The organism is Campylobacter sp. IFREMER_LSEM_CL1085, assembly GCF_025772235.1.
GTDB lineage: Bacteria > Campylobacterota > Campylobacteria > Campylobacterales > Campylobacteraceae > Campylobacter_D > Campylobacter_D lari_D.
Genome location: NZ_JAKMRU010000010.1, coordinates 35627 through 59303 on the forward strand (window position 1 = coordinate 35627; position 23677 = coordinate 59303).

The 23677-nt window shown below is 28.9% G+C and carries 16 protein-coding genes; 2 read left to right on the forward strand and 14 right to left on the reverse strand.

Translation table 11 applies throughout. The annotated features are described in order from the left end of the window. Positions 1-51: 51 nt before the first annotated feature. Positions 52-2817 carry an isoleucine--tRNA ligase gene (ileS, locus tag L8W56_RS05475; RefSeq protein ID WP_263659657.1) on the reverse strand — a complete coding sequence of 922 codons (2766 nt, stop codon included), beginning with the start codon at positions 2815-2817 and terminating at the stop codon, positions 52-54. 100 nt (positions 2818-2917) lie between these two features. On the opposite strand from ileS, the gene L8W56_RS05480 reads away from it, so the two are divergent. After that, positions 2918-4009 (forward strand): CinA family protein, encoded by a 1092-nt coding sequence (locus tag L8W56_RS05480; RefSeq protein WP_263659658.1) that lies wholly within the window; start codon positions 2918-2920, stop codon positions 4007-4009. 17 nt (positions 4010-4026) lie between these two features. Here L8W56_RS05480 and L8W56_RS05485 read toward each other — a convergent pair whose 3' ends face one another. The 11 genes from L8W56_RS05485 to L8W56_RS05535 form a co-directional block, all read right to left on the reverse strand. Further along, on the reverse strand, positions 4027-5943 hold the full coding sequence (locus L8W56_RS05485) for a ShlB/FhaC/HecB family hemolysin secretion/activation protein (protein ID WP_263659659.1): 1917 nt from the start codon (positions 5941-5943) through the stop codon (positions 4027-4029). Positions 5944-6063: 120 nt separating this feature from the next. Then, positions 6064-9489 (reverse strand): filamentous hemagglutinin N-terminal domain-containing protein, encoded by a 3426-nt coding sequence (locus tag L8W56_RS05490; RefSeq protein WP_263659660.1) that lies wholly within the window; start codon positions 9487-9489, stop codon positions 6064-6066. A 27-nt stretch (positions 9490-9516) separates the two neighbouring features. Continuing rightward, positions 9517-12018, reverse strand: a complete 2502-nt coding sequence (locus L8W56_RS05495; RefSeq protein WP_263659661.1) for a hypothetical protein — start codon at positions 12016-12018, stop codon at positions 9517-9519. Between the two features lie 392 nt (positions 12019-12410). Next, on the reverse strand, positions 12411-12908 hold the full coding sequence (locus tag L8W56_RS05500) for a TlpA family protein disulfide reductase (protein ID WP_220566706.1): 498 nt from the start codon (positions 12906-12908) through the stop codon (positions 12411-12413). Beyond that, positions 12869-13360 (reverse strand): TlpA family protein disulfide reductase, encoded by a 492-nt coding sequence (locus tag L8W56_RS05505; protein WP_220566705.1) that lies wholly within the window; start codon positions 13358-13360, stop codon positions 12869-12871. The genes L8W56_RS05500 and L8W56_RS05505 overlap by 40 nt, the downstream gene beginning before the upstream one ends. Next, positions 13350-14006, reverse strand: coding sequence for an ABC transporter ATP-binding protein (locus L8W56_RS05510; protein WP_012661870.1), 657 nt, complete (start codon positions 14004-14006; stop codon positions 13350-13352). The genes L8W56_RS05505 and L8W56_RS05510 overlap by 11 nt, the downstream gene beginning before the upstream one ends. Next, positions 14006-15121 carry an ABC transporter permease gene (locus tag L8W56_RS05515; protein WP_263659662.1) on the reverse strand — a complete coding sequence of 372 codons (1116 nt, stop codon included), beginning with the start codon at positions 15119-15121 and terminating at the stop codon, positions 14006-14008. The genes L8W56_RS05510 and L8W56_RS05515 overlap by 1 nt, the downstream gene beginning before the upstream one ends. Continuing rightward, positions 15111-16403, reverse strand: coding sequence for an ABC transporter permease (locus L8W56_RS05520; RefSeq protein ID WP_133319910.1), 1293 nt, complete (start codon positions 16401-16403; stop codon positions 15111-15113). The genes L8W56_RS05515 and L8W56_RS05520 overlap by 11 nt, the downstream gene beginning before the upstream one ends. Beyond that, positions 16393-17814: a Fe-S-containing protein gene (locus L8W56_RS05525; RefSeq protein ID WP_263659663.1), complete on the reverse strand. Its 1422-nt coding sequence runs from the start codon at positions 17812-17814 to the stop codon at positions 16393-16395. The genes L8W56_RS05520 and L8W56_RS05525 overlap by 11 nt, the downstream gene beginning before the upstream one ends. Before the next feature lie 77 nt (positions 17815-17891). Further along, complete coding sequence (locus tag L8W56_RS05530; RefSeq protein WP_012661874.1) at positions 17892-18413, reverse strand: ferrirhodotorulic acid transporter, periplasmic binding protein; 522 nt, start codon at positions 18411-18413, stop codon at positions 17892-17894. Then, positions 18410-20461 (reverse strand): FTR1 family iron permease, encoded by a 2052-nt coding sequence (locus tag L8W56_RS05535; protein WP_263659664.1) that lies wholly within the window; start codon positions 20459-20461, stop codon positions 18410-18412. Before L8W56_RS05535 ends, L8W56_RS05530 begins: the two co-directional genes overlap by 4 nt. 285 nt (positions 20462-20746) lie before the next feature. Between L8W56_RS05535 and L8W56_RS05540 the strand changes: the two genes are divergently transcribed. Then, entirely contained in the window at positions 20747-22123 is a 1377-nt protein-coding gene (locus L8W56_RS05540) for a cation:dicarboxylate symporter family transporter (RefSeq protein ID WP_263659665.1), read from the forward strand. Here L8W56_RS05540 and L8W56_RS05545 read toward each other — a convergent pair. After that, the gene (locus tag L8W56_RS05545; protein WP_263659666.1) at positions 22120-22977 is read right to left on the reverse strand and encodes a D-amino acid aminotransferase; all 858 of its coding nucleotides are present in this window, start codon (positions 22975-22977) and stop codon (positions 22120-22122) included. The genes L8W56_RS05540 and L8W56_RS05545 overlap by 4 nt on opposite strands. Before the next feature lie 11 nt (positions 22978-22988). Beyond that, positions 22989-23677: glycosyl transferase family 90 (locus L8W56_RS05550; RefSeq protein ID WP_263659667.1), on the reverse strand; the 689-nt coding region annotated here is incomplete at its 5' end.

Below are 23677 nucleotides of genomic sequence, written 5' to 3' on the forward strand. Positions count from 1 at the left end.
AATAAAAAGCTCAATAAAGTAATCACTACCACGCTAAAAGGTAAAGCTTGCTCAAACATTTTTTGCTTTTTCCACACTATTACATCTTGGACATAAACATTCTTCTTCTTTTGCTAAAAATTTCCAACATCTTGGACACTTGTGCAATAAAGAACGCACGATTTTAAAACTATGATCATCTATTTTAAACTCACTCAAAGCTTCTTTATCATCTAAGCTTTCTATAGAGCTTACCATAAACCAATCAGCTACTTCTTCAATATCTTCACTCAAAAGCTCATTTGCACTTGTTTGCAAGCTTAACTCTAAGGTTGATTTGATGATTTTGTCTTTTTTTAATACATCTACAAGCTCAAAGAATTTTTCTCTTGATTTTATAAATAAATCATCTTCGATTTTATACTCATAATCAAAGCCATTTTTTAATACCAAATCAAACACATCTTTAGCATTTTCTTTAATAGCCACATTTGCATGTTCTAAAGCTTCATCTATAGTGTAAGTTAAACTTGGAGCTAAAAGCGCAAAAAGCTTTCTAGCTATTAGCACCATAGCACTTTGCGCGCTTACTCTCTTTGTATCATCTTTTGCATTACAATACAATCTATCTTTGCACACATCTAAGTAAATTCCACTTAAATCCGCACTTAAGAAATTTAAAAGCACACTAAAGCCTTTTGCAAACTCATATTTTTCAAAAGCAGCTTCACATGCTTCAAAAGCAACTTTTGCACGCATTAAAATCCACTTATCTAAAAGTGTGAAATTTTTTGTTTCTAAAAATTCCATATCATTAGTATTTGCAAGTAAAAATCTTATAGTATTTCTTATCTTTCTATACTGCTCGCTTACTTGTTTTAAGATATTGTCTGAAATTTTTAAGTCCGTTGAATAATCACTAAGCATTATCCAAAGTCTTAAAATTTCTACCCCATAATTTTTAGCTACATTTTGAGGTAAAATCACATTACCCTTAGATTTACTCATTTTTTGACCCTTTTCATCTACGGTAAAGCCATGAGTAAGTATGTTTTTATATGGGGTTTTGTGATTGATCGCGGTAGAAATTAAAAGTGAGCTTTGAAACCATCCACGGTGCTGGTCACTTCCTTCAAGATACATTGAAGCTTGATATTCTCCTGCATCATATCTTGCTGAGTTTAATACTGCTTCCCAAGTGCTACCACTATCAAACCAAACATCTAAAATATCATAAACTTTTTCTAAATTATTTGGATCATATTTGCTATTTGGCGGTAATAAATCTTTTATTTCTAAATCCCACCACGCATCAGCTCCATTTGCTTCAAAAATTCCCACCAAATGATCTAAAACATCATCATCAAAAATCACTTCTTTGGTGTTTTTATCTCTAAAAAATGCGATAGGCACACCCCAATCTCTTTGTCTTGATATACACCAATCAGGGCGATTTTCTATCATAGAACTAAGTCTTTTTATCCCACTTTCTGGGTAAAATTTCACATTATTTAATTGCTCTAGTGCTAGTTCTCTTAAAGATTTTCCATCTAATTTTTTCTCATCCATTAAGATAAACCATTGTTTTGTGGCTCTATAAATAACCGGTTTATGTGTTCTCCAACAAAATGGATAAGAATGTATAAATTTAGAACTCTCAAGTAAAGCTTCGCCAAGCAATTCTAAAATACGCTCATTTGCTTTAAAAATATGAAGTCCTATAAACTCATTTAATAAATGCTCTGGCAAAAGCCCTTTAGCTCTTAGTGTTTCATCATAACACCCACCATCATCTACTGGCATAATCACTTCAATGCCATATTTTAAGCACGCATAATAATCATCCTCACCATGACCTGGTGCAGTATGTACAAGCCCTGTTCCACCTTCCATTAAAACATGATCGCCTAAAATAAGAGTGGATTTTCTTTGATTGAGTGGATTAATAGCACTTAAATTTTCAAATTCAACACCTAAAAGTTCTTTTTGAATTTTTCCTTGAGTGAAGTTTTTATTAATCATATTTTCAAGCAAGGCTTTAGCAAAAATATAACCTTCTTCAGTGATAACATATTTTTCATTTGGATTTAAAGATATAGCTTGATTTGCCGGTAAAGTCCAAGGCGTGGTAGTCCAAATGACTGCTTTAGCTTTTTTTACACCTAGCTTTTCAAGGGAAGTTTTATCAAGCTCAAAAGCTACAAAAATAGAATAATCTTCTTTGTCTTCATACTCTACTTCAGCTTCTGCTAATGCACTCTTAGCAGCCCAACTCCAAAAAACAGGCTTACTTCTTTCTAGCAAAAGTCCTTTTTTAGCGATTTTACATAAAGCTTTGTAAATATCTGCCTCAAAAGCATTTTTCATAGTCAAGTATGGCTCATCCCAATCAGCAATCACACCCAAAGACTTAAATTCATCTCTTTGGATATTTACAAATTCTCTCGCATGCTCTCTACAAAACTCACGAATTTCTTTTTTGCTTAAACTTTGCTTTTTATCTTTAAGTTTAACTTCAACTTGCTGTTCTATCGGTAAACCATGACAATCCCAACCAGGAGTAAAACGCACTTTTTTACCTTGAAAATAATGCATTTTAATGATGATATCTTTTAAAATTTTATTTAAAGCATGGCCAATATGCAAATGTCCATTAGCATAAGGAGGGCCATCATGTAAAGTAAAACTCTCGCTTATTCCTTGTCTTTTTTGTTTCATTTTTTCATAAGCATAGTTGTTTTCAAACCACTTGCTAAAACGCTTAGGCTCAAGCTCTGCTAAATTTGCACGCATTGCAAAAGTCGTATTTGGAAGCAATAGCGTATCTTTATAATCCATATAATCCACCTTGAAAAATTTAAAAATAGTAAATTCTACTTAAAATACTTTTAATTTGCACTTATTTTTTTGTTATAATCGCAATAAAAAAAGGAAAATCATGAAACATCTCATCATCATTATAGGCAATGAAATTATTATTAATGAAAATTATATGCGTTATATACAAGAAGAATACAAAAAGCAGTTTTTAGAACTTCATGAGTTAAAATTTATAAACAAACCTGATAAAGAACTTCCTTTTTTACTTGAAAAACTTTCTAAAGAATATAGCTATATAACCATTTTTAGCATTAGCGAATACTACGCAACCATAGCTAAAATCATAGCAACCTTAAATGATGATGTTTTAATCTTAGAAAATGATACCCTAGTACCTTCAAAAGCTTTGCGTGAAAAAAATTCCTTTTTAAGTTCTTTTGAGCAATGCCATATTAATTTATTAAACATAAATATAGAGCAAAAATTGCCTTTGATTTTGCAAAATCCTGAACTTGACTATGCGTATTTTTGTCTTTTAGATATAGATGAAATGAGTGCAAATATCTTACTTAGCACACTTACTACTTCTTTTGAAATTCAAACTTGCTCAAGTGCATTATTAGATAATCTCATTTGCATTAGAGCAAGCGCTAGTCAATATGGAAAACTAGAAGGCTTTTTAAAAGGGGTTTTCAAACTTTTTGCAGGAAAAGTATTTTTAGGAAACGATCCTATTAAATTTATAGCCAAAAAACTTTTAGAAAAAAACTTAAAAATTTCCTTTGCAGAAAGTTGTACTGCAGGACTTTGTGCTTCAAAATTTGCTGAAAATTCAGGAATTTCTAATGTGTTTGAGGGTTCTTTGATCACTTATTCTAATCGTTTAAAAAATTCTTGGCTTGGGGTGAGCAATGATACTTTAGAAAGTGTTGGGGAATATTCTGATCGTTGTATTTATTTTATGTTAAAAGGGGTTTTTAAAACCACAAATTGTGATTTTGCTTTAGCGCTTAGTGGGGTAGCTGGAGAAGAGAATGATAAAAACACCAAAGCAGGTACCATCTACATAGGAACTATGTATAAAGATGGAACCTTTTTACAAGAATGCATTCATATACAAGGCAATAGAAACTATACAAGAGAGCAAGCTAGTTTGGCTGCATATTGTTTAATGCTTAGATTAAAACCTGAAATTTTCTTTGGTGTTTAATTATAAAAGCGGTGTAGTTAAAAATACACCCCTCCACTTAAATACAATTTCATTCTATGTTCATCATCATATTTATACTGATGAACTGCTCTTGCTGCATCAAGCTTTATATAATACTCATTAGCTTTATTATAAAGTATTTGTAAGCCTACTGCATCTAAAAAATGCTCATCTGCTAATCTATCCCCTGAAGCTTTTTCATACCAAGCATAACCTACATCATAAAAGGGAGTAAAATAAAAATTAGTATTTGGTATATTTATTCTTATACCAAAGTTAGCTACTATGGTATTATCTCCATCTCCTTCTCCATTATCATAAGCTCTTACTCCATAAGCTCCACCTAAAGATGAACTTTCAGAAGAATCTAATTCAAAATTCCCTAATACCTTTTGATAATTTATATTTAAAGTATGCGTAATGTATTCATTAATACTATAATAATTATTCAAACTAGCATTGAGTTTTCTAAACCAACCAAAGCCATTACTTTCATTTTTAAAATAATTATCTTCTATAAAAAGTCCATCATCATTAACCTTACCTATACTTATCTTAACACTATAACTTAAAGTATTATTCTCAAAGCCTCTAAATAAACCTTCTAAACCTATACTACCTACATTAGAATTTTTATTTGCTATATATGAAAATGGTGTATAAGCGAAAGCTTTATCATTTAAAGTTTTATGATAAATACTAGAAGTAAAGTATAAAGATGAATTAGTATTAATCCATACAGGATAAGAAAAGTCTATACCTATACTTTTTGAAATTCCACTAAAGCCAACTTCTTGATAATCTCCGCCTAAAGAATAATTTCCTTTTGATACACTTGGAGTAATTTTTAAATTTCCTAAAAAGAAAGTATAACTAGCTCCATAGTTAATTTGTTTTTCATTGCTTGATTGTAAGTAAAAATTATAATAATCTCCCATATTAAATATAGAATTAAATCCCATACTAATACCAGCTCTAATATCCCCTGCACTTTTAATACCATAATTATCAGCATATAATAATACATTAGCCTTAGTATCAGGAACTACTTCTATAACTATATCAGTTTCTCCTACATTCTCTCCTGCTTGTAAGCCTGCTAGGGTTTGAATGCCATACATTTCATTGACTTTATACACACTATCTTCTATTAATTTGGTAGAGATGATTTTACCTTTGATTCTTTCATTAAGCTTACTTTCAATAAAATAATCTTTTATAGTAGTTTTATTCTTTATTATATACTTACCTAATGTTCCCAAAGCTATGTTTATTTGCACACTATCTTCAAATTCTTGTTGGGGTACATAAGCTGTTGCAGCAGGATAGCCATTAACTTGGAAATAATAAGCAATGATATTAGATATATCTTGTAAATCTTGCAAACTAAATTTTCTAGTGCTAAACTCGCTAATGAGTATTTGTAAATCTTCTTCTTTAATACCTAGCTTTTCAAAGCTAGTGTTTTCATTAGTGATAACAAATTTGTATTTGGTTATTACTTGTTTAGTGGTGGTAGTATTAGTTTGATTACTTGAGTTAGTAGAGTTGTTATTAGAATTATTGTTTGTTTGATTATTTATACTAGAGTTAGTGTTAGCTTTGTCATTGTTTGTGTTAGTGTTAGTTTGGTTATTTAGGTTGGTAGTGTTGTTATTAGTTTGATTGTTAGTTTCCTCATTAGTTTCATCTTCTTGATTTAGTTTTTCTTTTAAGGCTTTCTTTTTTTCTTCAAAGTCTTTTTTAGCTTCTTGAGCTTTTTTATAATCATCTTTGGTTTTTAGATTTTCTTTGATAGCTTTGTTTTGAGGGAGGTTTCTATCAGGAGATAATTCTATAACCTTTTCTATATCATTTTTAGCTATGATAATACTTCCATTATTAGCATAGACTAAAGAGCTAATTGCTATAATACAAAGAGAGAGTTTTTTCATGATTTTACCTTAATTTATAATAACACTTGATTTAGATTAATTGTAATTTAAGAATTGATCAATAGTAAATTTCAATAATATCTACAACTATAAATACTAGGATAACCTAGTATTTATATTTTATATATCACTTACTACACAAGGATTCATAGTTTTAAATCCATCATTAACTATGCAAGTTACTGCTCTTTTTCTCGTGACAGCCTTATCTACATCTTTTTCTTTTCTAATTTTTTTTATCACAAGTCCACCATCTGATTTCAAATTATCGCTAGTTGATAAATAAATATTATTTTCTATAAAAGGTAAATCTTTTTTAGATTTTTCTTTTTTCACTGGAGTGCTTGGTTGAAGTTCTGTCCACGGAATTTCTTTTTTCACTGGAGTGCTTGGTTGAAGTTCTGTCCACGGAATTTCTTTTTTCGCGTGTTGCAATGCAAGCTGTGCTAATTTTGGCGTATATATATCTTGCTTAACATCTCCTATTATTTCAAAACCTCCTTTTGAAATAGTATATTCTATTTTATTTTTTATAGGGCTAATATCCAATTGAGAAACAATATCTTTTTGTTGCTGATTTAATCTGCTAATATTTTCTGCCAAAATATTGATTTTTTTGAAATCAATATTTTCACTACTAGCTAAAGCATTATATTCTCTTTCATTTTCTTGAATTTTTGTTTTTATTTCTTGTAGTTGATTTGTTAGTATTATAGATTTATCAAGAAAATCTTTCAAATCTTTCTTTAATAAAGCGAATATAAAATCTTTTTTAGAAATCACATTAGCAGTATTATCTAACAATTTTTCAAAAGTTTCATTTTGATAAATTTTTTCTTTATTAGCACCCTTTAAACCATTTTCTTGATAAGCATCTATAAATTCCAAACTCTGAACTATCTTCAAAGCTTCTTCTTTATTGTTTTCATTATCTTTTAAAAAATACTTAGACACAAAATCAATTTTCTCATCTTCACTCATCTGTTTATAATCTTTTTCTTTAAGCATATCATCTAGCGAGCTAATATAAAATTTATAATATTGACTTGCAATATCATTAATAGCATAATTTTCAATACTACTTTGAAAAGAATCATCTTTGAAAAGCATAGCTTCTTTGTTTAAAATAGCATTTAAATCTAATTCTAAAGCTTCTTTAAGTTCATCTTTTTTCTCATTTAAAGCAAAAGTAAGATAATTATGATTGTCTTTTAAAAATTGCTTATTAGAGTATTCTAACAATTTTTGTTTATATTCTTTATAAGCTTGCGTTTGATCGCTGTATTCTCTCACACTAAATTTTATATGCGGAGAATGCTTTCCTTGTAAAAAATTTTTAGGCGCCCACATAAAAATATTTTCATGGGTTTTTTGATTTTTATCATTTGCTCCAATATCAAAATACCCAGTTACTGCAATTTTTTCTAATTGAAATGCTGTGATTTTTGATTGAGGTGTATAAAAAATATAAATATTATAAAAATCATCAAAAGGATTATACATACCTACAAAGCCAGTTGCTATTGTTGCTCCATCTTTATTATGTCCTGTTCCTTCAGCAATAATTTCTCCAATATTATTTAAAATAATATTGTGAAAGTAATTCGACCCAGATATTGCCGTAAAACCAGAAGAATAGCTAAGTTCAGCTTTGTCTTTGGATATACTTTGAATTGTTTTTATATTATTTAAAGTTATACCGGCAAAATAATTTCCACTAGCACTTGCAGCAAATCCACTAGCAAAAGAATCATCCTGCTCAAAATCATGAGAGCTGTTTAAATAATGATCATATGTTCCTTTGTTATAAGATTGAATCAATCCTATATCATTTAAAGAAATATCTGTAAAGCTATTATAAGTTGGAGTTTCGTTTTTTTTGTATACATTTATAATCTCTCCGACAAATCCTCCTGATTTAGCACTTGCTTTATCCGTTACCGCACCTATATAACCAATATGATTTAAAAAAATATTATTAAAATCATATCTAGAATTTTGACTCAATTGGGAGGAATAAACAGCTCCACTAAATCCGCCTACTCTTGAAGTTTGTATTCCTTCTGCCTGAATACCGTTTATATTTAAAATTGTAATATTTTTAAATTTACTACCTTTTATTATCATAGGTAGAGAATCGAAATTAGCTACATCAACAATATCCCCAACAAAACCTCCAACATAAGCATAATCTTTACCATTGCCTATAATTTCATTGATATTTTTTAAAACAATGTCTTCAACTTTAGCATCTTGCTCTATAAGTCCGACAACACCACCTGTATAAAGAATAGAATTTGTCGTATTTGCTTTAACATTACCATTCATATAATCTACATTGAAATTCTTTATATTAGCCCCATTACTTAAATTTCCAAAAATACCAACATAATTTTTATTGTTAGCCTCTATATTAACATTTTTTAAAGTAAATCCTTGGCCATCAAATGTTTTAGTAAAAGGATTTTTATTATCACCAATCATCATAGAAGTACAACCAAGACCATCTATACAATAATTAGCATAGTTTTGCCAATCTTTTCCTTCTTTGCCTTTGCCTTGATTGCCTTTAAAATTTATATTATTAGTAAGTCTATATTCGATATTTTTGTTAAAATCACTTTTATTTTCATTCCATCCTTTAGCAAAATGCCACCAATCCACATCAGAACTTATACCTATAAATTTATTATTTAAAAATTTTTCATTATTATGCTTTACTTCTATTTTGTTTCCAGTTTCATTTAAAGCATTATCATAATCTTGTTGTTCATAATTAAAATCCTTAAACGAAGATGGATTGTAATAATATCCCGTAGCACCTAAATATAAAGAACCTTTATCTTTAGCAGTTATATGCAACTTATCTGTATTATTTAAGGTAGCAATATCAGCATGAGTTTCATTCCCAACTAAATATATATTTGTTTTTTTACCTTTATCTAAAGCTACAATTTGATTAAAAGTTTTACTTTTAATATCAAAAGTTCCATATAATAAAACCTTATTCCCTATAAGTAATACATTATTAGCATTAATATTACCCATATTAACTACATTGCCTGCTTTTTGTGGTTTAAACACCGGTGAAAAAGTTAATCCATCATCAAATTTTTGCATCTTTGCAAACTTTTGTATATCCTCATCACTCATAGACGAAGTCGAAGCCACAAAGCGATTAGCATTGATAGTTCCTGTTTTAGTAATGATTACTCCATTAGGATTGATTAAAAAGACATTATTACCTTTTGCATTTAATACACCTTCTATGGTAGATTTACTTGTCCCATGAGCAATGTTTAGGTAGTTTTTATTGCTTCCATTAAAATTTACACTTTCACCTTTGCCTATGCTAAAGCCACCACCCCATTGTATGACTGAATTTGTTCCATGTCCATTAATATTTAAGGTATTGTCATTTGGTTTGTTTATAGTTCCACTAGTCCCATGAGTAAATTTACCTCCACTAGGTAAAGCCATTAGTGGAGAAAATAGCATTGATACTGTTATGCCTGAGAGTATGATGTGATTTGATAATTTTTTCATGTTGGCTCCTTTTTGTGTATTATTTTTTTAATTTAAATTCACTACTATGCTTTTTGCATCTTTACTTACACTTAGAGTGTATTTAGCTTTTTGAACTTTTGCTTTAATATTTTTATGTAAGCTTTGATTGTTTTTAGTAATAGTTTCTAATAAGCTTTGTAAGTCTTTTTGATTTAAGTGTTTATTATTTGCATCTACAAAGCCTTTTTCACTTTGCATTAAAATAAAGCTTTTATTTTTTACATTATTGTTTGTATATACATTAATAGAACTATCTTTAGAAAGATTAATCACTTCTTTAGCACTTAAATAAGCTTTAGTATCATCTTTTAAGATAAAGCTATAATGATCAAAGTTATTAATAGTATTTGCTTTTATATTTGTATTTAATATTAAATGATTATTAGTACCACTTTTATGCATTAGAGCTTTTGATACAAAGTTATTATCTTTTTTAGTTTGTAAAAAGCTTCCTGCTAATACTTCTATATTGGTATTGTTAAAAATATTAGTATTACCACTTAAGTATAAAGTATTATTATAGCTTTTATCATTTTCACTATATACTCCAGAAGCGCTTATAAATATAGCTTTGTTGTTTTTATACTCATCTATATTTAAATTATTTATATGAGTATAATTATCATGAGTATTCTTAGCTATACCTGCACTAATTATTATTTCCCCTTCTCTTTTATCAGAAGCTGTACCTAGGGCTAAATTATCAAAGATAAAAGTATTATTAGCACTTTCATTTTTTGCATTAATAATATATACATTAGAACTAGCTGCACTTGAATAATCTTTAATATTTAAAGTATTATCATTAGCATTTTCATTAGCTCTTAAAATGATTTTAGAACCTTTATCTATATTAGAAGCATTGGATAAAGATTGCACCATATTATATTTTATAGTGTTTTTTTCTAAATTATCAGCTTCTATAATAGCAGTTAGGTTTCTACCTGATTTTACATTATCTAAAACTATACTATTAGCATTAGCACTACTTGCATAATATTTACCATCTTCAGACATAACTGCATATAAAAACATAGGAATATCAGAATTAGAATTACTGATATTAATACTATTATTATTTGCTTTAGAACTTAGAGTTTGTGCAGCAATAATATTAATCTTATCATATCTTTTTTTATCTGTTACTCCTTGAGTAATACTTCCTTCTATATTTATACTATTTCTACTAGCTCCTTTAGTAGCTACTCCGCCATAAAGATTGATTTCATCTTTACCGGTAAAATTAAAATTGATTTCAAATGGCTTTTTCAAATTCATATAAATAACATTATCATTAGCCATACCATTATTAGTTATACCTGCATAAAAGTCTAAGAGTGCTTTTACTTCTATATTGGTATTTAATGCTAATAAGGTTTGTAAATCCTTAATAATAATAACATTTCTATATGCATTACCTTCTATAATCCTACCCCCATAAACTGCTCCTACTAAAATAGCATTGTATGCTAATGGAGTATTTTTAGTATCCACTCTTAAATCTAGTTTTAAATCATTAATAATTACACTATTATTGCTTACTTCATAGCTTTGATTGTTATTTACATCTACAAAAGCTCCTCCTAAGTGAGTAGCAGCTGATGTTGAATAAGCTCCACTTGGACCATGGACTAATAAAGAAGCTCCATCTATAATAACCTTATTATTTTTAGCATTGCCATTATAAGTATAAGCTCCCACTACATGAGTCATTCTCTCATCAAAAATATTATCCCCTAAAGTGCTTTGTTTATAAGGGGTAGTATGAAAGTCTATCTTAGAGCCGCTATTTAAAATAACAGTATTGTTATTAGTATTAGCATCAACCCCAAAAGCACCTAAGATATAAGGAGCACCATTTAAAGGTAAGGTATAGGTGTTTTCAACACCCATATCCACATAGGCATCTTTTAAGAAATTTAAAGTATTATTACTTGCTTCACCTTTTCTTGCTATGGCTGGAGTGATTAAAAAATTATATTTATTATCTAAGCCACTAGCTTTAGGATTAATTACCTCTTTATCGGTAGGTTTTAAATAATATACTGAAGATAATTCCCCTGCTTTTAATACTAAGGTATTATTATTTGCTTTTGCATTAAAGGTATAGGCTGAAACTAAAAAAGGTATATAGCTTAATTGATTTAAAGCGGTATTAACCGAACTAAAACTATGAAAACCATTAACTACAAAAATATCTTCTTTAATACTTGGAGTAAGTATATGCTGTCTAAAGGCTAATTTATTTAAATTCAAATGAGCCTTATCTTTAGGATTATCATAAATTAAAGTAATATTTGAAAGGTTTTTATTGCTAGCCATTTGACCATAGAAGTTTTTACCACTTAAGAGTTTATATGTGTCAAGATTATAATCATAAACATCATTATTATTAAATTTGTGCTGTTTAATAATATAAGCATTAGAAGTTTTATCATAATTTGCCTGGGTGGCAGCTTCTAAAGAGTTTAAGGAAAATATAGTGAGTAAGAAAAATTTTAATATCATGCAATATTTTCTCAAAATATGACTGAACAATATCCCCCCCCCCTAAGGTTTAAATTAAAAAATAATCTTTTCATGGTATTTAAAATACCTCCTAGAAATTTTATATTTTCATAAAAAAGTTATACTACTGCTATGCATATAAATTTAAGCTTAAATTAAGAATAAGATATAAAATATCTCATTTTGAAAAAAATTATCAAAATGCTTGTTTATAGGCTTTTAGGTTAATTATTTTAATTGGGTATTTTTGTAACATACCAAACAATCAACATACAGCCTATCAATAACATTAACAATATATTTGCATTTTGAGTACATAAAAAATCACTTAAAAAAAATAATTGCAAATTTTATTTTTTAATTAAAAATAAACTTAAAAAAGTTAGCAGTAGTTATTGTAAAACTTTAATTTTATTTTCTAAAACACTTTTTGGAGTAAGTCCGATGAATTTTTCATTTATTTTGCCTTTTTCATCATAAAAAACTATCACAGGCACACCATAAATTCCACCCACAGCCTTAGACAAAAATGAGCTTGCTTTAGCTTCATACATAAGTGGTAAATCTAACTTTTTTTCCAAAAGAATTTTTTGAGCTTCTTCTTTTGATTTAGCTCCATTTAACACCGCTAAAATAGGAAAATTTCTTTCTCTATAAAGTTCATTTAGCATCGGAATTTGTGCATTACACGCACCGCAATCTTGCGTGAAAAAAAATAAAGCATAAGCTTGATTTGCATTTTGTGTTTTTAAGGTTTTTTCAAAACCATCGTATTTAAAAGTATAGTTTTGACTTGAATTTAAGGTTTGAAATTCATTATTTGAGCATGCACTAAAGAAAAAAACACTTATTAAAGCCAAGAAGCAATAGAAGCTTTTAGTTGTGACCATGGTTTTTCTCCTATGATTTTATCTTGCACAACTCCATCTTTAATGACAAAAGTTGTTGGTACTGCAAAAATGTTAAATCTTTGCCATGATATATCTAAATCATCTTGCAAAAATATAATATTTTTATAATCATATTTTGTAGCAAATTCTTCAAAATCTTTCCCCTTATCCACAGAATCAAGCGCTAAAATAGTGATTTTTTTAGGATATTCGTTAGCTAGTTTTTCCAAGAGTGGTAAGTCTTTTAAACAAGATGCACAACCTTGCTCTACAAAGGTTAAAACAATAAGATTATCAAAATCAGCTAGTTTGATTTTCTCACCTTCTAAATTTTTAGCTGCGATTTCTGGTGCTTTTAAGCCTACTTTGCCGCCATTTTTATTGTTGTTTTCAAAACATGCACTTAAAAAAACTAAACATAAACAAGCTAAAATTATACTTTTAATTTTCACTTTTCATCACTCCATGGCTTAAAATGATAGTTCTATCAGCAAAAGTAGCTAAGTCTGGATTGTGAGTGATTAAAACTATGGTTTTACCATCTTGTTTTAATTTACAAAAAAGCTCTAGAATATTTTTTTCATTTGCCTCATCTAAATTTCCAGTTGGCTCATCTGCTAATAAAATTTCAGGATCATTCACTAAAGCTCTTGCTATACATAGCCTTTGTTGCTCCCCGCCACTTAATTGGCTAGGTAAATGCGTAAGTCTGTGTGAAAGCCCTACTTTTTCTAGTGCCATTATAGCGTCTTTTTGTTCTATACTTGAGTGATAAAACTGAGCTAGCATGACATTTTCTAAAGCATTTAAATAAGGTATTAAATGAAATTGTTGAAAAATCAAACCTATTTTTTCTCTTCTAATTACGCTTTTTTCTTCTTCACTTAAATTTCCAACTTCTTTATCATCTAAAAAATACTCCCCACTACTTTGAGTATCCATTAAAGAAAGTATATTTAAAAGTGTTGATTTACCTGAACCTGATGGGCCCATAATGGCTAGCCATTCGCCTTGCTTTACTTCTAGGTTGATATTTTGCAAAGCTTTAACTTCATTAAAATTACGATTTAAATTTGAAATTTTTATAATATTTTTCATCACTCACCCTTTAAATTTTCACAAACATTGATTTTTAAGGCTTTTTTTAGCGGTAAGATACTTGCAAAAAATGCAAATACCAAAGAAACAAGTACCGCAAAAAACACTGAAAGCAATCTAAAATCTATACTTGCATTAAAAATCAAATACCCAAAAATATTTGCCAAAAAATATCCACAAAAAGCGCCGAACAAACTCGCACTCAAGCTTAAAATAAACACTTCAGCTCCAAAAAGTTTAATAACTTCTTTATGCTTAGCTCCTAGTGCAAGGTGCAAGGCTATTTCTTTTTTTCTTGAAAAAATCACTGCACTAAGAGTGGTATTTACACTCAAAGAACTAATGAGCAAAATAGTTAAACTAATCAAAGCCATCAAAGCCTTGATCTTTTCTAAAATCACACCTTCACTAATGGATACTGAAGCTATGACTTTGGCTTCTACATTAGCCTTGCTAAGTTCTTTTGCTTTTTGATCTAAGCTTTCATAATCACCTAGTAAAATAGCTTGAGCATAATTTATCACTTCTTTAGCTGCTAATTCTTGAGCTTTTTTTAAAGAGATGATTAAAACCCCATCTTGCTCATCATTGCTTCTTAAAATAGCTTTGATTTTTACTTTGACTATTTTAGATATACTTGGGTTATAAATTTGCAATTCTTGTCCTATTTTAAGCTCTAATTGTTTAGCTAAATCAGCCCCCACAAAGGCACTATCTTCACTAAAATCACTCAAAGAAAAGCTTCCTTTTAAAACCTCCATAAAAGGCTTGGTAAGCTTTAAATTTGCAAAATCAACCCCAACAACTACCGCACTTGAACTTTCAAGATTATAAAAACCATATAAAAATGGGGTTAAAGCTTTTGCTTTCAAGTTTTCTTTGGCTTGATTAAATTCATCCATGCTTAAAAACTCATCATCTTTTGGCGTGATGATAAAATTAGCTCCATAAGCTTTTAATTCTTTGGACAATTTTGTGTCAATATCAAAATAAATATTAAAAAATGAGGCGCTGACCATAGCACCCATAAACACAGCTATAAAAATAATACAAACTCTTTTATAAGAAAAAATAAGAGATTTAAAAACCTCTTGCATAAAAAAATTATTTCCCATATAAAACCTCTGAAGTAGAAAGTTTAGAAATTCCTTTGATAGAAAACAAACATCCTAAAAATACTATAAGCACTGCAAAAAATAAACAAATTGGTAGGATAATCCAAGAAATTTCAATGGTATGTTCAAATATACTCAAGGCGATAATCTCTGACATACCTATACCAAAAGCAAAGCCCAAAACAGCCCCAACTAAAGCTACCACAACCCCTTCTAACGCAAAAATCATATAAATTTGCAAAGTGCTAGCACCTAAAGCTTTTAAAAGCCCTATTTCACTTTTTCTTCTAAAAATATCCGCACTCATTAAAGATGATATGGCTATGGAAGCTACGATTAAGCATATAATGCTAACTACTGCCATTAAAGATTGAATTTTAGATACTATCAAACTTTCTGCATCTGAAATCGCACTCACTACTTTTGTGCTTGCACCTTTAAAATCTTCTGCAATTTGATAGGCAATAGAACTTACATAAGCAGTGCAATACCACTGATCATACTCAAGCTGATCAAGACTATCTACATCGCGTCTTGCTTTTTGTGCTAAATCATTTTCAGGTATAGTCAAAGCTGAAACTTCTGCTTTTGAGAATAAACCTTCTTTTTTAGAAAGCTTTTGTGCCAAAAGCAAAGAAGTGATGATTTTATTTGAAAAAGCTTGAGTTAAATCCATAATACCAACAATTTTTACTTTAAAAATTTGATCATTTTGCACAAGGGTGATTTCATCATCTATTTTTAAATCGTACTTTTGTGCTAAATCTATTCCTAGCATTATTTCATCTAAACTATCATCTTTTGGGTAATTTCCTTTGATTTGACTATATTTGTATAATTCTTTAATACCTGCATAAAAATCATCATCATCTTGAATCTTTATAGCCTTATCAAAATAAGTTCCCACTAAAGAGATATTTTCATAATTTGCATTTGGAGTTTGAATTTTTACCTGAGTATCTAAAAATGGCGCAAAGGCATTGATATTATTTCTCCAAAAAATTTCTTTTATAGTATGGAGCTTGTTTTCTTCTAAAAAATTTTGATTTTTCAAAGGCTCATAAATTTTATTACCCACTTCTACACTCAAACTTGCACCTTTAGGTAAAACTAAAATGTTTGATCCATAACTTCTTAATTCTTTTGTAATTTCATTACCTATACCCAAAGTAAGATTTAACATAGTAGCCATAAGTAAAGTAGCTAAAAAAATCGTTAGTAAGGCTAGAGATTTTTGGATTTTATTTTGAAAAATAGAGTTTTTTACAATCTTAACTTGCATAGTCATTTCCTAATAAATTATGAATTCTATATTTTGAAGATTTATTCATATCGATGTATTTTAAAGGATCGTTTTTAAACTCTTCATAATTTTTTTCATTAGCAAAAAAATATGTTCTTCCTTTATAAACATAAGATCTTGGTGCTTTTAAGTTAATAAGCTCGGTATGATCAATAGGATCATAAACTTTCTTTTCTACTACTTGAGTGAAAAAATTTACCCCATCTAAAATTTCTGAAAAAGGTATGATAACTTTACCATTTTCAAATTTATATTTCATAGGGATAGGATTACACCCACCTGCCTTACCTACACTTGGTAAGAAAATTCTAACATTACATGAAATACAAATTAACTCTCCACCTTTTTTAACATACCCCATATCTCCACATATACTACAAGCATCAAAAACTGCTACTGGAGAGTCCTTATCTTCTCTTTTGTTAATCAAGAAAAATCTTACCACTTTACCCTCATCGCTAATATAAGCAAAGCGATGTAAGTTATTATCTCTTAATATTGCCACATCAAAAACAAATTCATTATTTTCATTTGGCTCTACATAGGTTGGCTCGTCTATGGTGATTGGTCTTGAAGCATGCAAGTCATAAAAGAGAAAAATACAAAGACTTAAAATCATGGCACTAAAAATACTTGCACTAAAATTAGTTATAGTTGAATTTTTTGCTTGATTTTTTCTAAATTCTATATCAAAATCTTTTTTCTTGCTGTTTTCACTCACTCTTTGCTTTAGAGCTAAAACTATACAAATTCCTAGCAATAAAAACCATATATATGTATAAAATTTAGCATAATATACACTTTTTGCCACATAGCTTAAATATAAACTTTCTGTTTCTATCACACCTTCTCTCATAAGGTGCAATAAAATTTGTGCTAAAGCTTCATTTAGATAAAAAATCACGATAATGAGTAAAAATAAATTTAAAAATTTAAATTTAAATTCCCTTAGCCATCTTGTAAAAAGATAAACCCCAAAACACATCACAAAAGCAAGCAAAATAAGCCCAAAAGAACTAATCGCTAAAGAATCTAAAAAATTAGTGCTTAATATAGGAAAGTCGATAGAAATATGTAAATATTTTATACCAAAAGCAAAAGATAATAAAAAAAGCAATATTACTTGAATTTTTTCTTTTAAAAAATTATTTTTTATAAAAGAAAAAATGATAACACTTAAAAGCAATAAAACAAATAAAACATCATTAGAAAAATACAACAAATCATAACTTAGTGTTTTAGCGCTAATAAAAAAAGCAAAATAAGAAAAAACAAAACCCACAAAAGCAAGTTTAAACACTAAAGAATTTTTTAGATTATAAAAAAATAAAGCACTTAAAAGTGCGTAAGAAAAAAATACTCCAAAAAAATGTACAAAATAAATCGACATGGGCTCTTCTTTGATAGAATTTATTTATAAAATCAATAATTTTATAAATAAACCCTAGCAAAAAGCTAGGGAAAAAATCACTTAGGTTTTCCTGTGTATTTAAAGTTGTATTTAACTGAAAATGGCTCAAACCATTTACCAACACCCGTTTCTTTATCAACATGGCGTCCAAAACCTTGTTTTTCTGGGCTTTCTATTAAAAATACTAACTCGTAATTTCCAATACCTGTATCCATTTTTAAATTTGCACCATAGTGAGGACCATCATCTGCTACCATAGGCATAAGAGTTCCTGTTTTTACTTTACCATTATCAAGATTAGTTAGCTTATAAGCTATAGTTAAATAAGGAATCCAAAAACCTTCTGGAAAGCCGTTTTTATTGCCCTTTAATGCATGAATATCTGCTTCAAGGTGAATATCTGCTAAACTTGCTGCAAGATCAATCCCTCTTGGCTCCATTTCGATTGGCTGTAAATAAACTGCTGCTATTTCCATACCATTTAATTCATAAGGATCGCCAATTGGCACCTCTGCTGCAAAAACTGAACTAGCTAAAATACTAGCTGCTGCACCTAAACTTAATAAAGTTTTTTTCATATTTTTTCCCTTTTATTTGAAATTTGCTTTGTTATAAAAATACCCATAATGAGTAAGATTAAAACCATAAACTGAGGTATGATGCTCTCATAGTAAGGATAAATTCCAAGCCATAAAATTCCTTCAAAATCAAAAGGAAGTAAGCTTGGTGTAATAACCTTGGCTTCTATGAGCTCACCAATGCCTTTGCCTGTAAAGACAAAGACCATATAAAAAATAATGTATGAAGTTATATAGAAAAATTGTTTTACTGGTATTTTTAAAGCACCAGCTTTTAATAAATAATAAAGTATTATAAGTATAATTAATCCACTAGCTAATCCTATAAATATAAAACTATAATCTGTGCTTGTTTTTGCATCAAATAATAAAGCTTGATAAAAAAGAATAGTTTCAGCACCTTCTCTGTATACAGCTAAAAACACACTAAACCATAAAGTTTTTGCTGAATTATTTGAGATAGCTTCAACTGCTTGAGTTTTTACATAATTTGCCCATTTTTTATTTTGCGCATTTGATAAAAGCCAAAAACCGACATAAAATAGTAATGCAACAGCCACAAGCATAGTAATGCCCTCTAAAAATTCTCTACTTTGCCCTGCTTGTTCTTTAAAAATCCATGAAATAAAAAATGCAGTTACAAAACTTAAAAATACTCCACTCCAAAGTGCTGAATATACTATACTTAAACGCTTTTTATTGCCACTTTGAACTAAATATGAAACTATGGCTACAACAATGATTAAAGCCTCTAAACCTTCTCTTAAGATAATACCCAAAGCCCATATAAATAAAGACATAGGTGAAGATTCTTGAATTTTATCCAAAGAATTTTCAATTAATGCACCAAGCTCATCAAAATTCTGTTTTAATTCTTCTTTAGAAGCACTTGCTTTAATAAGTGCAACACCTTTTGAAAAATAACTTTCTATTTTTAATTTTAAAGCACTATCAATAGCACCAATTTTACTTTCCATACCACTTGCTTCAAAAATATCCAAATAAACATTTTGTAAAGCATCTATGCTATTTAAATTAAAACCATCATAATTTTGTAAAATATTATTAAGTGCAATTTTTATATCATCATATACTTTAGTATAGTTTTTAGTACTCATAACACTTTCATCAAAGCCTTTAACCTGAAGTAAAGCTAATTCTTCTTTGGGTAAAGCTAGGAATGCTTCATATAATAAATCTGATATGTATGAAATTTCATCTCTTATAGCTTTTTCATCCAAAGTGTTATTGTTGATTTTTCTTATTATAGTTCTAAGTTTTGTTTGAATTTTTTTATCCATACCCGCTTTTGTGTATCTTGCTACTAAAACTTCTACCTTTGAATTTCTATAATCTTCGAATAATGCTGATTGGATTAAATCTTTAGCTTTTTGGTAATCTTTATTTACAAAAGCCAATGCTGCTTGATCAAGTTTTGAAATCATTGAATCCATTAAAAATTGCAATCTTGCATCCATAGCTGAAGCTTCTTGTAAGGCTAATAATGTTTCATCTTTTTGGATATTTTGCTCTTGAGTAGTTGAATTTTGAGTCAAATTTGATGATGCTTGTCCTTTAATATCCTCTCCAAGTAAAGATGCAAACATAGCTTCAGCTTGCGCTTGACGCTCTTTTTCTGCTTTTAAAGATGAGCTTTCAGCTGCTTTTTTATCATAATTTATATCACTAGCTTCGGCTTTTAATTGAAATCCTTTTTCTAATATAGGAATGACTTCATCTAAATCAAAATACAAGCTACTAATTAAAGCTTCTATCTTAGAAATATCTTCTTTATCTTTATACATTTTTCTTAAATTAATAAATTTACGCTCCATCACAATGACTTTTCTACCGACATTGCGACCAATAGAGCCTTCCATGGTTTCAAAATGCTGAAAATATGCATCTTCAGCTTTTTTCTTAGCTTCTAAATTTTTATTATCTTTATATAACACCATGCTTTCATTCAAAATTTGCTTAATATTTTGACTTTCTTTTTGATAATCAATATCCCTAGCAAGTGTTAAAGAACAAAATAAAAAAATCATTAATAAACTTATTTTTTTAAACACTATTTTACTCCGAAATGATATTCATTTTTAAAATCATAGTCACAAGTATAGTACTAGCTTTCTTAAATTTAGATAAACATTATCATTATTTATTTCATAATAAATCATACAAAAATACTACAAAATGCTACTTTTATCTACAAAATAAGATAAAAAATTATTATTTTTAGCTTTTATATTTATTTTTTATTTATTTTAACAATAAAAATAAGTTTTTATTTGCTAATATGTATCGTTTTTTAAAATTACAAGGAGTTTTTTATGCTAGTTATTACTCATGAAAAACCAAGCAAACTCAAAAAAATGTTAAAAAATTTAGGTTTTTGGGTGATTATAGGAATTATAGCTGGCATTTGCCTTGGCTTATTAGATAAGGAATTTGCATTAGCTAGTAAAATCGGTGTAGATTATTTTATACAAGCTTTAAAAATTCTCATAGGTCCTATTATATTTTTAACTATTGTTTTAGGTGTTATTAGTCTTGAAAGCTTAAAACAAGTTGGAAGCATAGGAGCTAAAGCTTTGCTTTATTTTGAAATAGTAAGCACTTTTGCTTTAGCTATTGGCATTTTTATGGCAAACATTATGGGACCTGGTAAAGGAATGAACCTTGATCCAAGCACTCTAGATCAAGAAAGTGTGGCTCAATTTGTTAATAAAAATATAGAAATAAGTGTGCAAAATGAAATTTTGCATATTTTAAAAGACGCTATACCTACTGATATCATAGCTGCTTTTAGCGAGGGAAAAACTTTGCAAATCTTAGTTATAGCCCTAGCTTGTGCTTTTATTATTTCGCTTATGAGAATTGATGAGAGAAAAGCTATACAAAAAACCTTAGAAATTATGCAAAGTTTTGTTTTTAAAATCTTAGAAATCATTATGTATTTTTCTCCCATCGCCGCTTTTTCTGCGATGGCTTTTTTAGTGGCAAAATATGGACTTGATTCTTTATTAAATTTGGGTTATTTGCTTATTGTTATGTTGCTTGCTTCTTTGCTTTTTATCTTTGGAGTTTTAGGGCTTATTTGTTTTATTGCTAAAGTCAATATTTTTAAATTTATGCATTTTATCTCAAGAGAAGTTTTAATAGTTTTTGCCACGAGTTCTAGCGAATCAGCATTAGCTCCGCTTATGAGAAAACTTGAAAAAGCAGGAATTTCAAAAGCCACTGTGGGCTTGGTATTACCAACTGGATATAGTTTTAATCTTGATTGTACTAATATTTATTTGGCTATGAGTTTAATTTTCCTTGCTCAAGCTTTTAATGTAGAACTTTCTTTAACTCATGAAATTAGCATTTTAATAGTGCTTATGATAGCCTCAAAAGGTGCTGTTGGTGTGACTGGATCAGGTTTTATTATACTAGGAAGTACACTTGCGGCTTTATCTAATATGCACATTGCAGAAGCTAACAATGGCTTAGGAGCAAGTTTGGGCGAGGTTTTACCTGTGGCTGCCATTTCTATACTTTTGGGCGTGGATAAATTTATGTCTGAAATTCGTGCTGTGGGAAATTTATGTGGTAATAGCGTAGCAGCTTTAATCGTAGCTATTTGGGATAAACAAATAGACTGGGAAAAGTTTCACTACGCTCTAGATAATCCTAAAGAATTTACTAATGCGGGTTTTGATTAAAAAACCTCTTTTTGAATTTTTTCTACATATTTTTCTCTTAGTTTTTGGGTATAAAAACCCACCTTACCATCATTAATTACCTTACTATCTGCTTTTATAACACCTAAAATCAAAAAAGTAGCCGCAGAAATAAACACCTCATCAGCCTCATACACTTCTTTCATACTAAAAGCTCTTTGATCTACTTTAAGATCAAGTTCTTTTGCAAATTTTAAGATATTTTTACGGCGAATTCCTGGTAAGATTTCATTAGAAAATGGCTTAGTGATTAAAGTTTTATCTTTTATAATAAAAGCTGAACTACTAGAAGCTTCCGTAACTAAAGCATTTTCTACCATAAAAGCTTCAAAAACCTTAGCTTTAACAGCTTCTTCTTTTGCAAGACATTGAGCTAATAAAGAAATTGATTTTATATCCCTTCTTTTCCACCTTAAATCAGCTGTTGAAATAACACTCACCCCATTTTTAGCAAACTCATGCCCAATCACCTTGCATTCAAAAGCAAAGGCCATAATAGTAGGTTTTAACCCCTTTAAAAGAGCAAAATTTCTACTAGCAACCCCTCTAGTAATTTGCATATAAAGCCCGCCTTCTTTGAGAGAATTTTTAATGATTAATTGTTTTAAAATATTTTCAAATTCTTCTTTTGTATAAGGAATTTGTAGATCAATTTGGGCTAAACTACGCTCAAAACGCTCCCAAAATTCTTCTTTATCAGCTATTTTTGCATTTACCACAGGAACTACTTCATAAATTCCATCTCCAAAGATAAAACCTCTATCAAAAATACTCACTTTAGCTTCGCTAGCTTTTATAAATTCATCATTTAAAAATACTATTTCCATCTCTTGCATAAACTCTCCTTTTAATCAAATAAATCAATAATATCTTTTGGTAAATCAAGCTGATTAGAATAATAAAAATACTTAGCTAAAACTAAAATTCCTATATAAAATTCTATCTTTTCATCTAAAAATTGCTCTATATAAGCATGAGCATTTTGTATGATTTCTTTTGCTCCATGTGGATTAGCTAAATAATAATCAAGCAAAGCTTCTACATTTTCATAATCATCATCAATCAAAGCAAAATGCTCATTTGGAACTAACTTTCCTTCCATAAACCAAGTTTCATAATGCATTTTTGGGGCTAAAACTAAAGAATTTGTTTTCATCGCCCACTTTAAGTTGCTTGCTACATCATTACCTTCCAATGAAAGTAAAAATTTAAACTGGGTTTGATAGGCTCTGCTAATTTTAAAATTTAAATTTTTAATCCATTTTTCAGCTTGAATTTTTCTACCGCCAACATGAGCAATATCGCAACGAGGATTATCAAAATATTTTTCAAAAAATTTAATACGATGAGGTTGATAAATTGCACCTCTAAAAAAGAGTAAGTCTTTTTTATCTTCAAATTGGTTTTTATCTTGTATAAAATCAAAATGTCTATTTTTGTCTAATTTTAAAATGATATTATTAAAGCCGTTTTTAACTGGTCTTGATTTAGCTATGCTTGGATATTTAAGATTATAACTAATATCTCCAAAACCTT

Coding starts and splice junctions, on each gene's coding strand:
- L8W56_RS05480 (WP_263659658.1), top strand. CDS start 2,918: ATGAAACATCTCATCATCATTATAGGCAATGAAATTATTATTAATGAA.
- L8W56_RS05490 (WP_263659660.1), bottom strand. CDS start 9,489: ATGAAAAAATTATCAAATCACATCATACTCTCAGGCATAACAGTATCA.
- L8W56_RS05500 (WP_220566706.1), bottom strand. CDS start 12,908: ATGGTCACAACTAAAAGCTTCTATTGCTTCTTGGCTTTAATAAGTGTT.
- L8W56_RS05535 (WP_263659664.1), bottom strand. CDS start 20,461: ATGATTTTTTTATTTTGTTCTTTAACACTTGCTAGGGATATTGATTAT.
- L8W56_RS05530 (WP_012661874.1), bottom strand. CDS start 18,413: ATGAAAAAAACTTTATTAAGTTTAGGTGCAGCAGCTAGTATTTTAGCT.
- L8W56_RS05545 (WP_263659666.1), bottom strand. CDS start 22,977: ATGCAAGAGATGGAAATAGTATTTTTAAATGATGAATTTATAAAAGCT.
- L8W56_RS05525 (WP_263659663.1), bottom strand. CDS start 17,814: ATGTCGATTTATTTTGTACATTTTTTTGGAGTATTTTTTTCTTACGCA.
- L8W56_RS05495 (WP_263659661.1), bottom strand. CDS start 12,018: ATGATATTAAAATTTTTCTTACTCACTATATTTTCCTTAAACTCTTTA.
- L8W56_RS05540 (WP_263659665.1), top strand. CDS start 20,747: ATGCTAGTTATTACTCATGAAAAACCAAGCAAACTCAAAAAAATGTTA.
- L8W56_RS05510 (WP_012661870.1), bottom strand. CDS start 14,006: ATGAAAAATATTATAAAAATTTCAAATTTAAATCGTAATTTTAATGAA.
- L8W56_RS05520 (WP_133319910.1), bottom strand. CDS start 16,403: ATGCAAGTTAAGATTGTAAAAAACTCTATTTTTCAAAATAAAATCCAA.
- L8W56_RS05515 (WP_263659662.1), bottom strand. CDS start 15,121: ATGGGAAATAATTTTTTTATGCAAGAGGTTTTTAAATCTCTTATTTTT.
- ileS (WP_263659657.1), bottom strand. CDS start 2,817: ATGGATTATAAAGATACGCTATTGCTTCCAAATACGACTTTTGCAATG.
- L8W56_RS05485 (WP_263659659.1), bottom strand. CDS start 5,943: ATGAAAAAACTCTCTCTTTGTATTATAGCAATTAGCTCTTTAGTCTAT.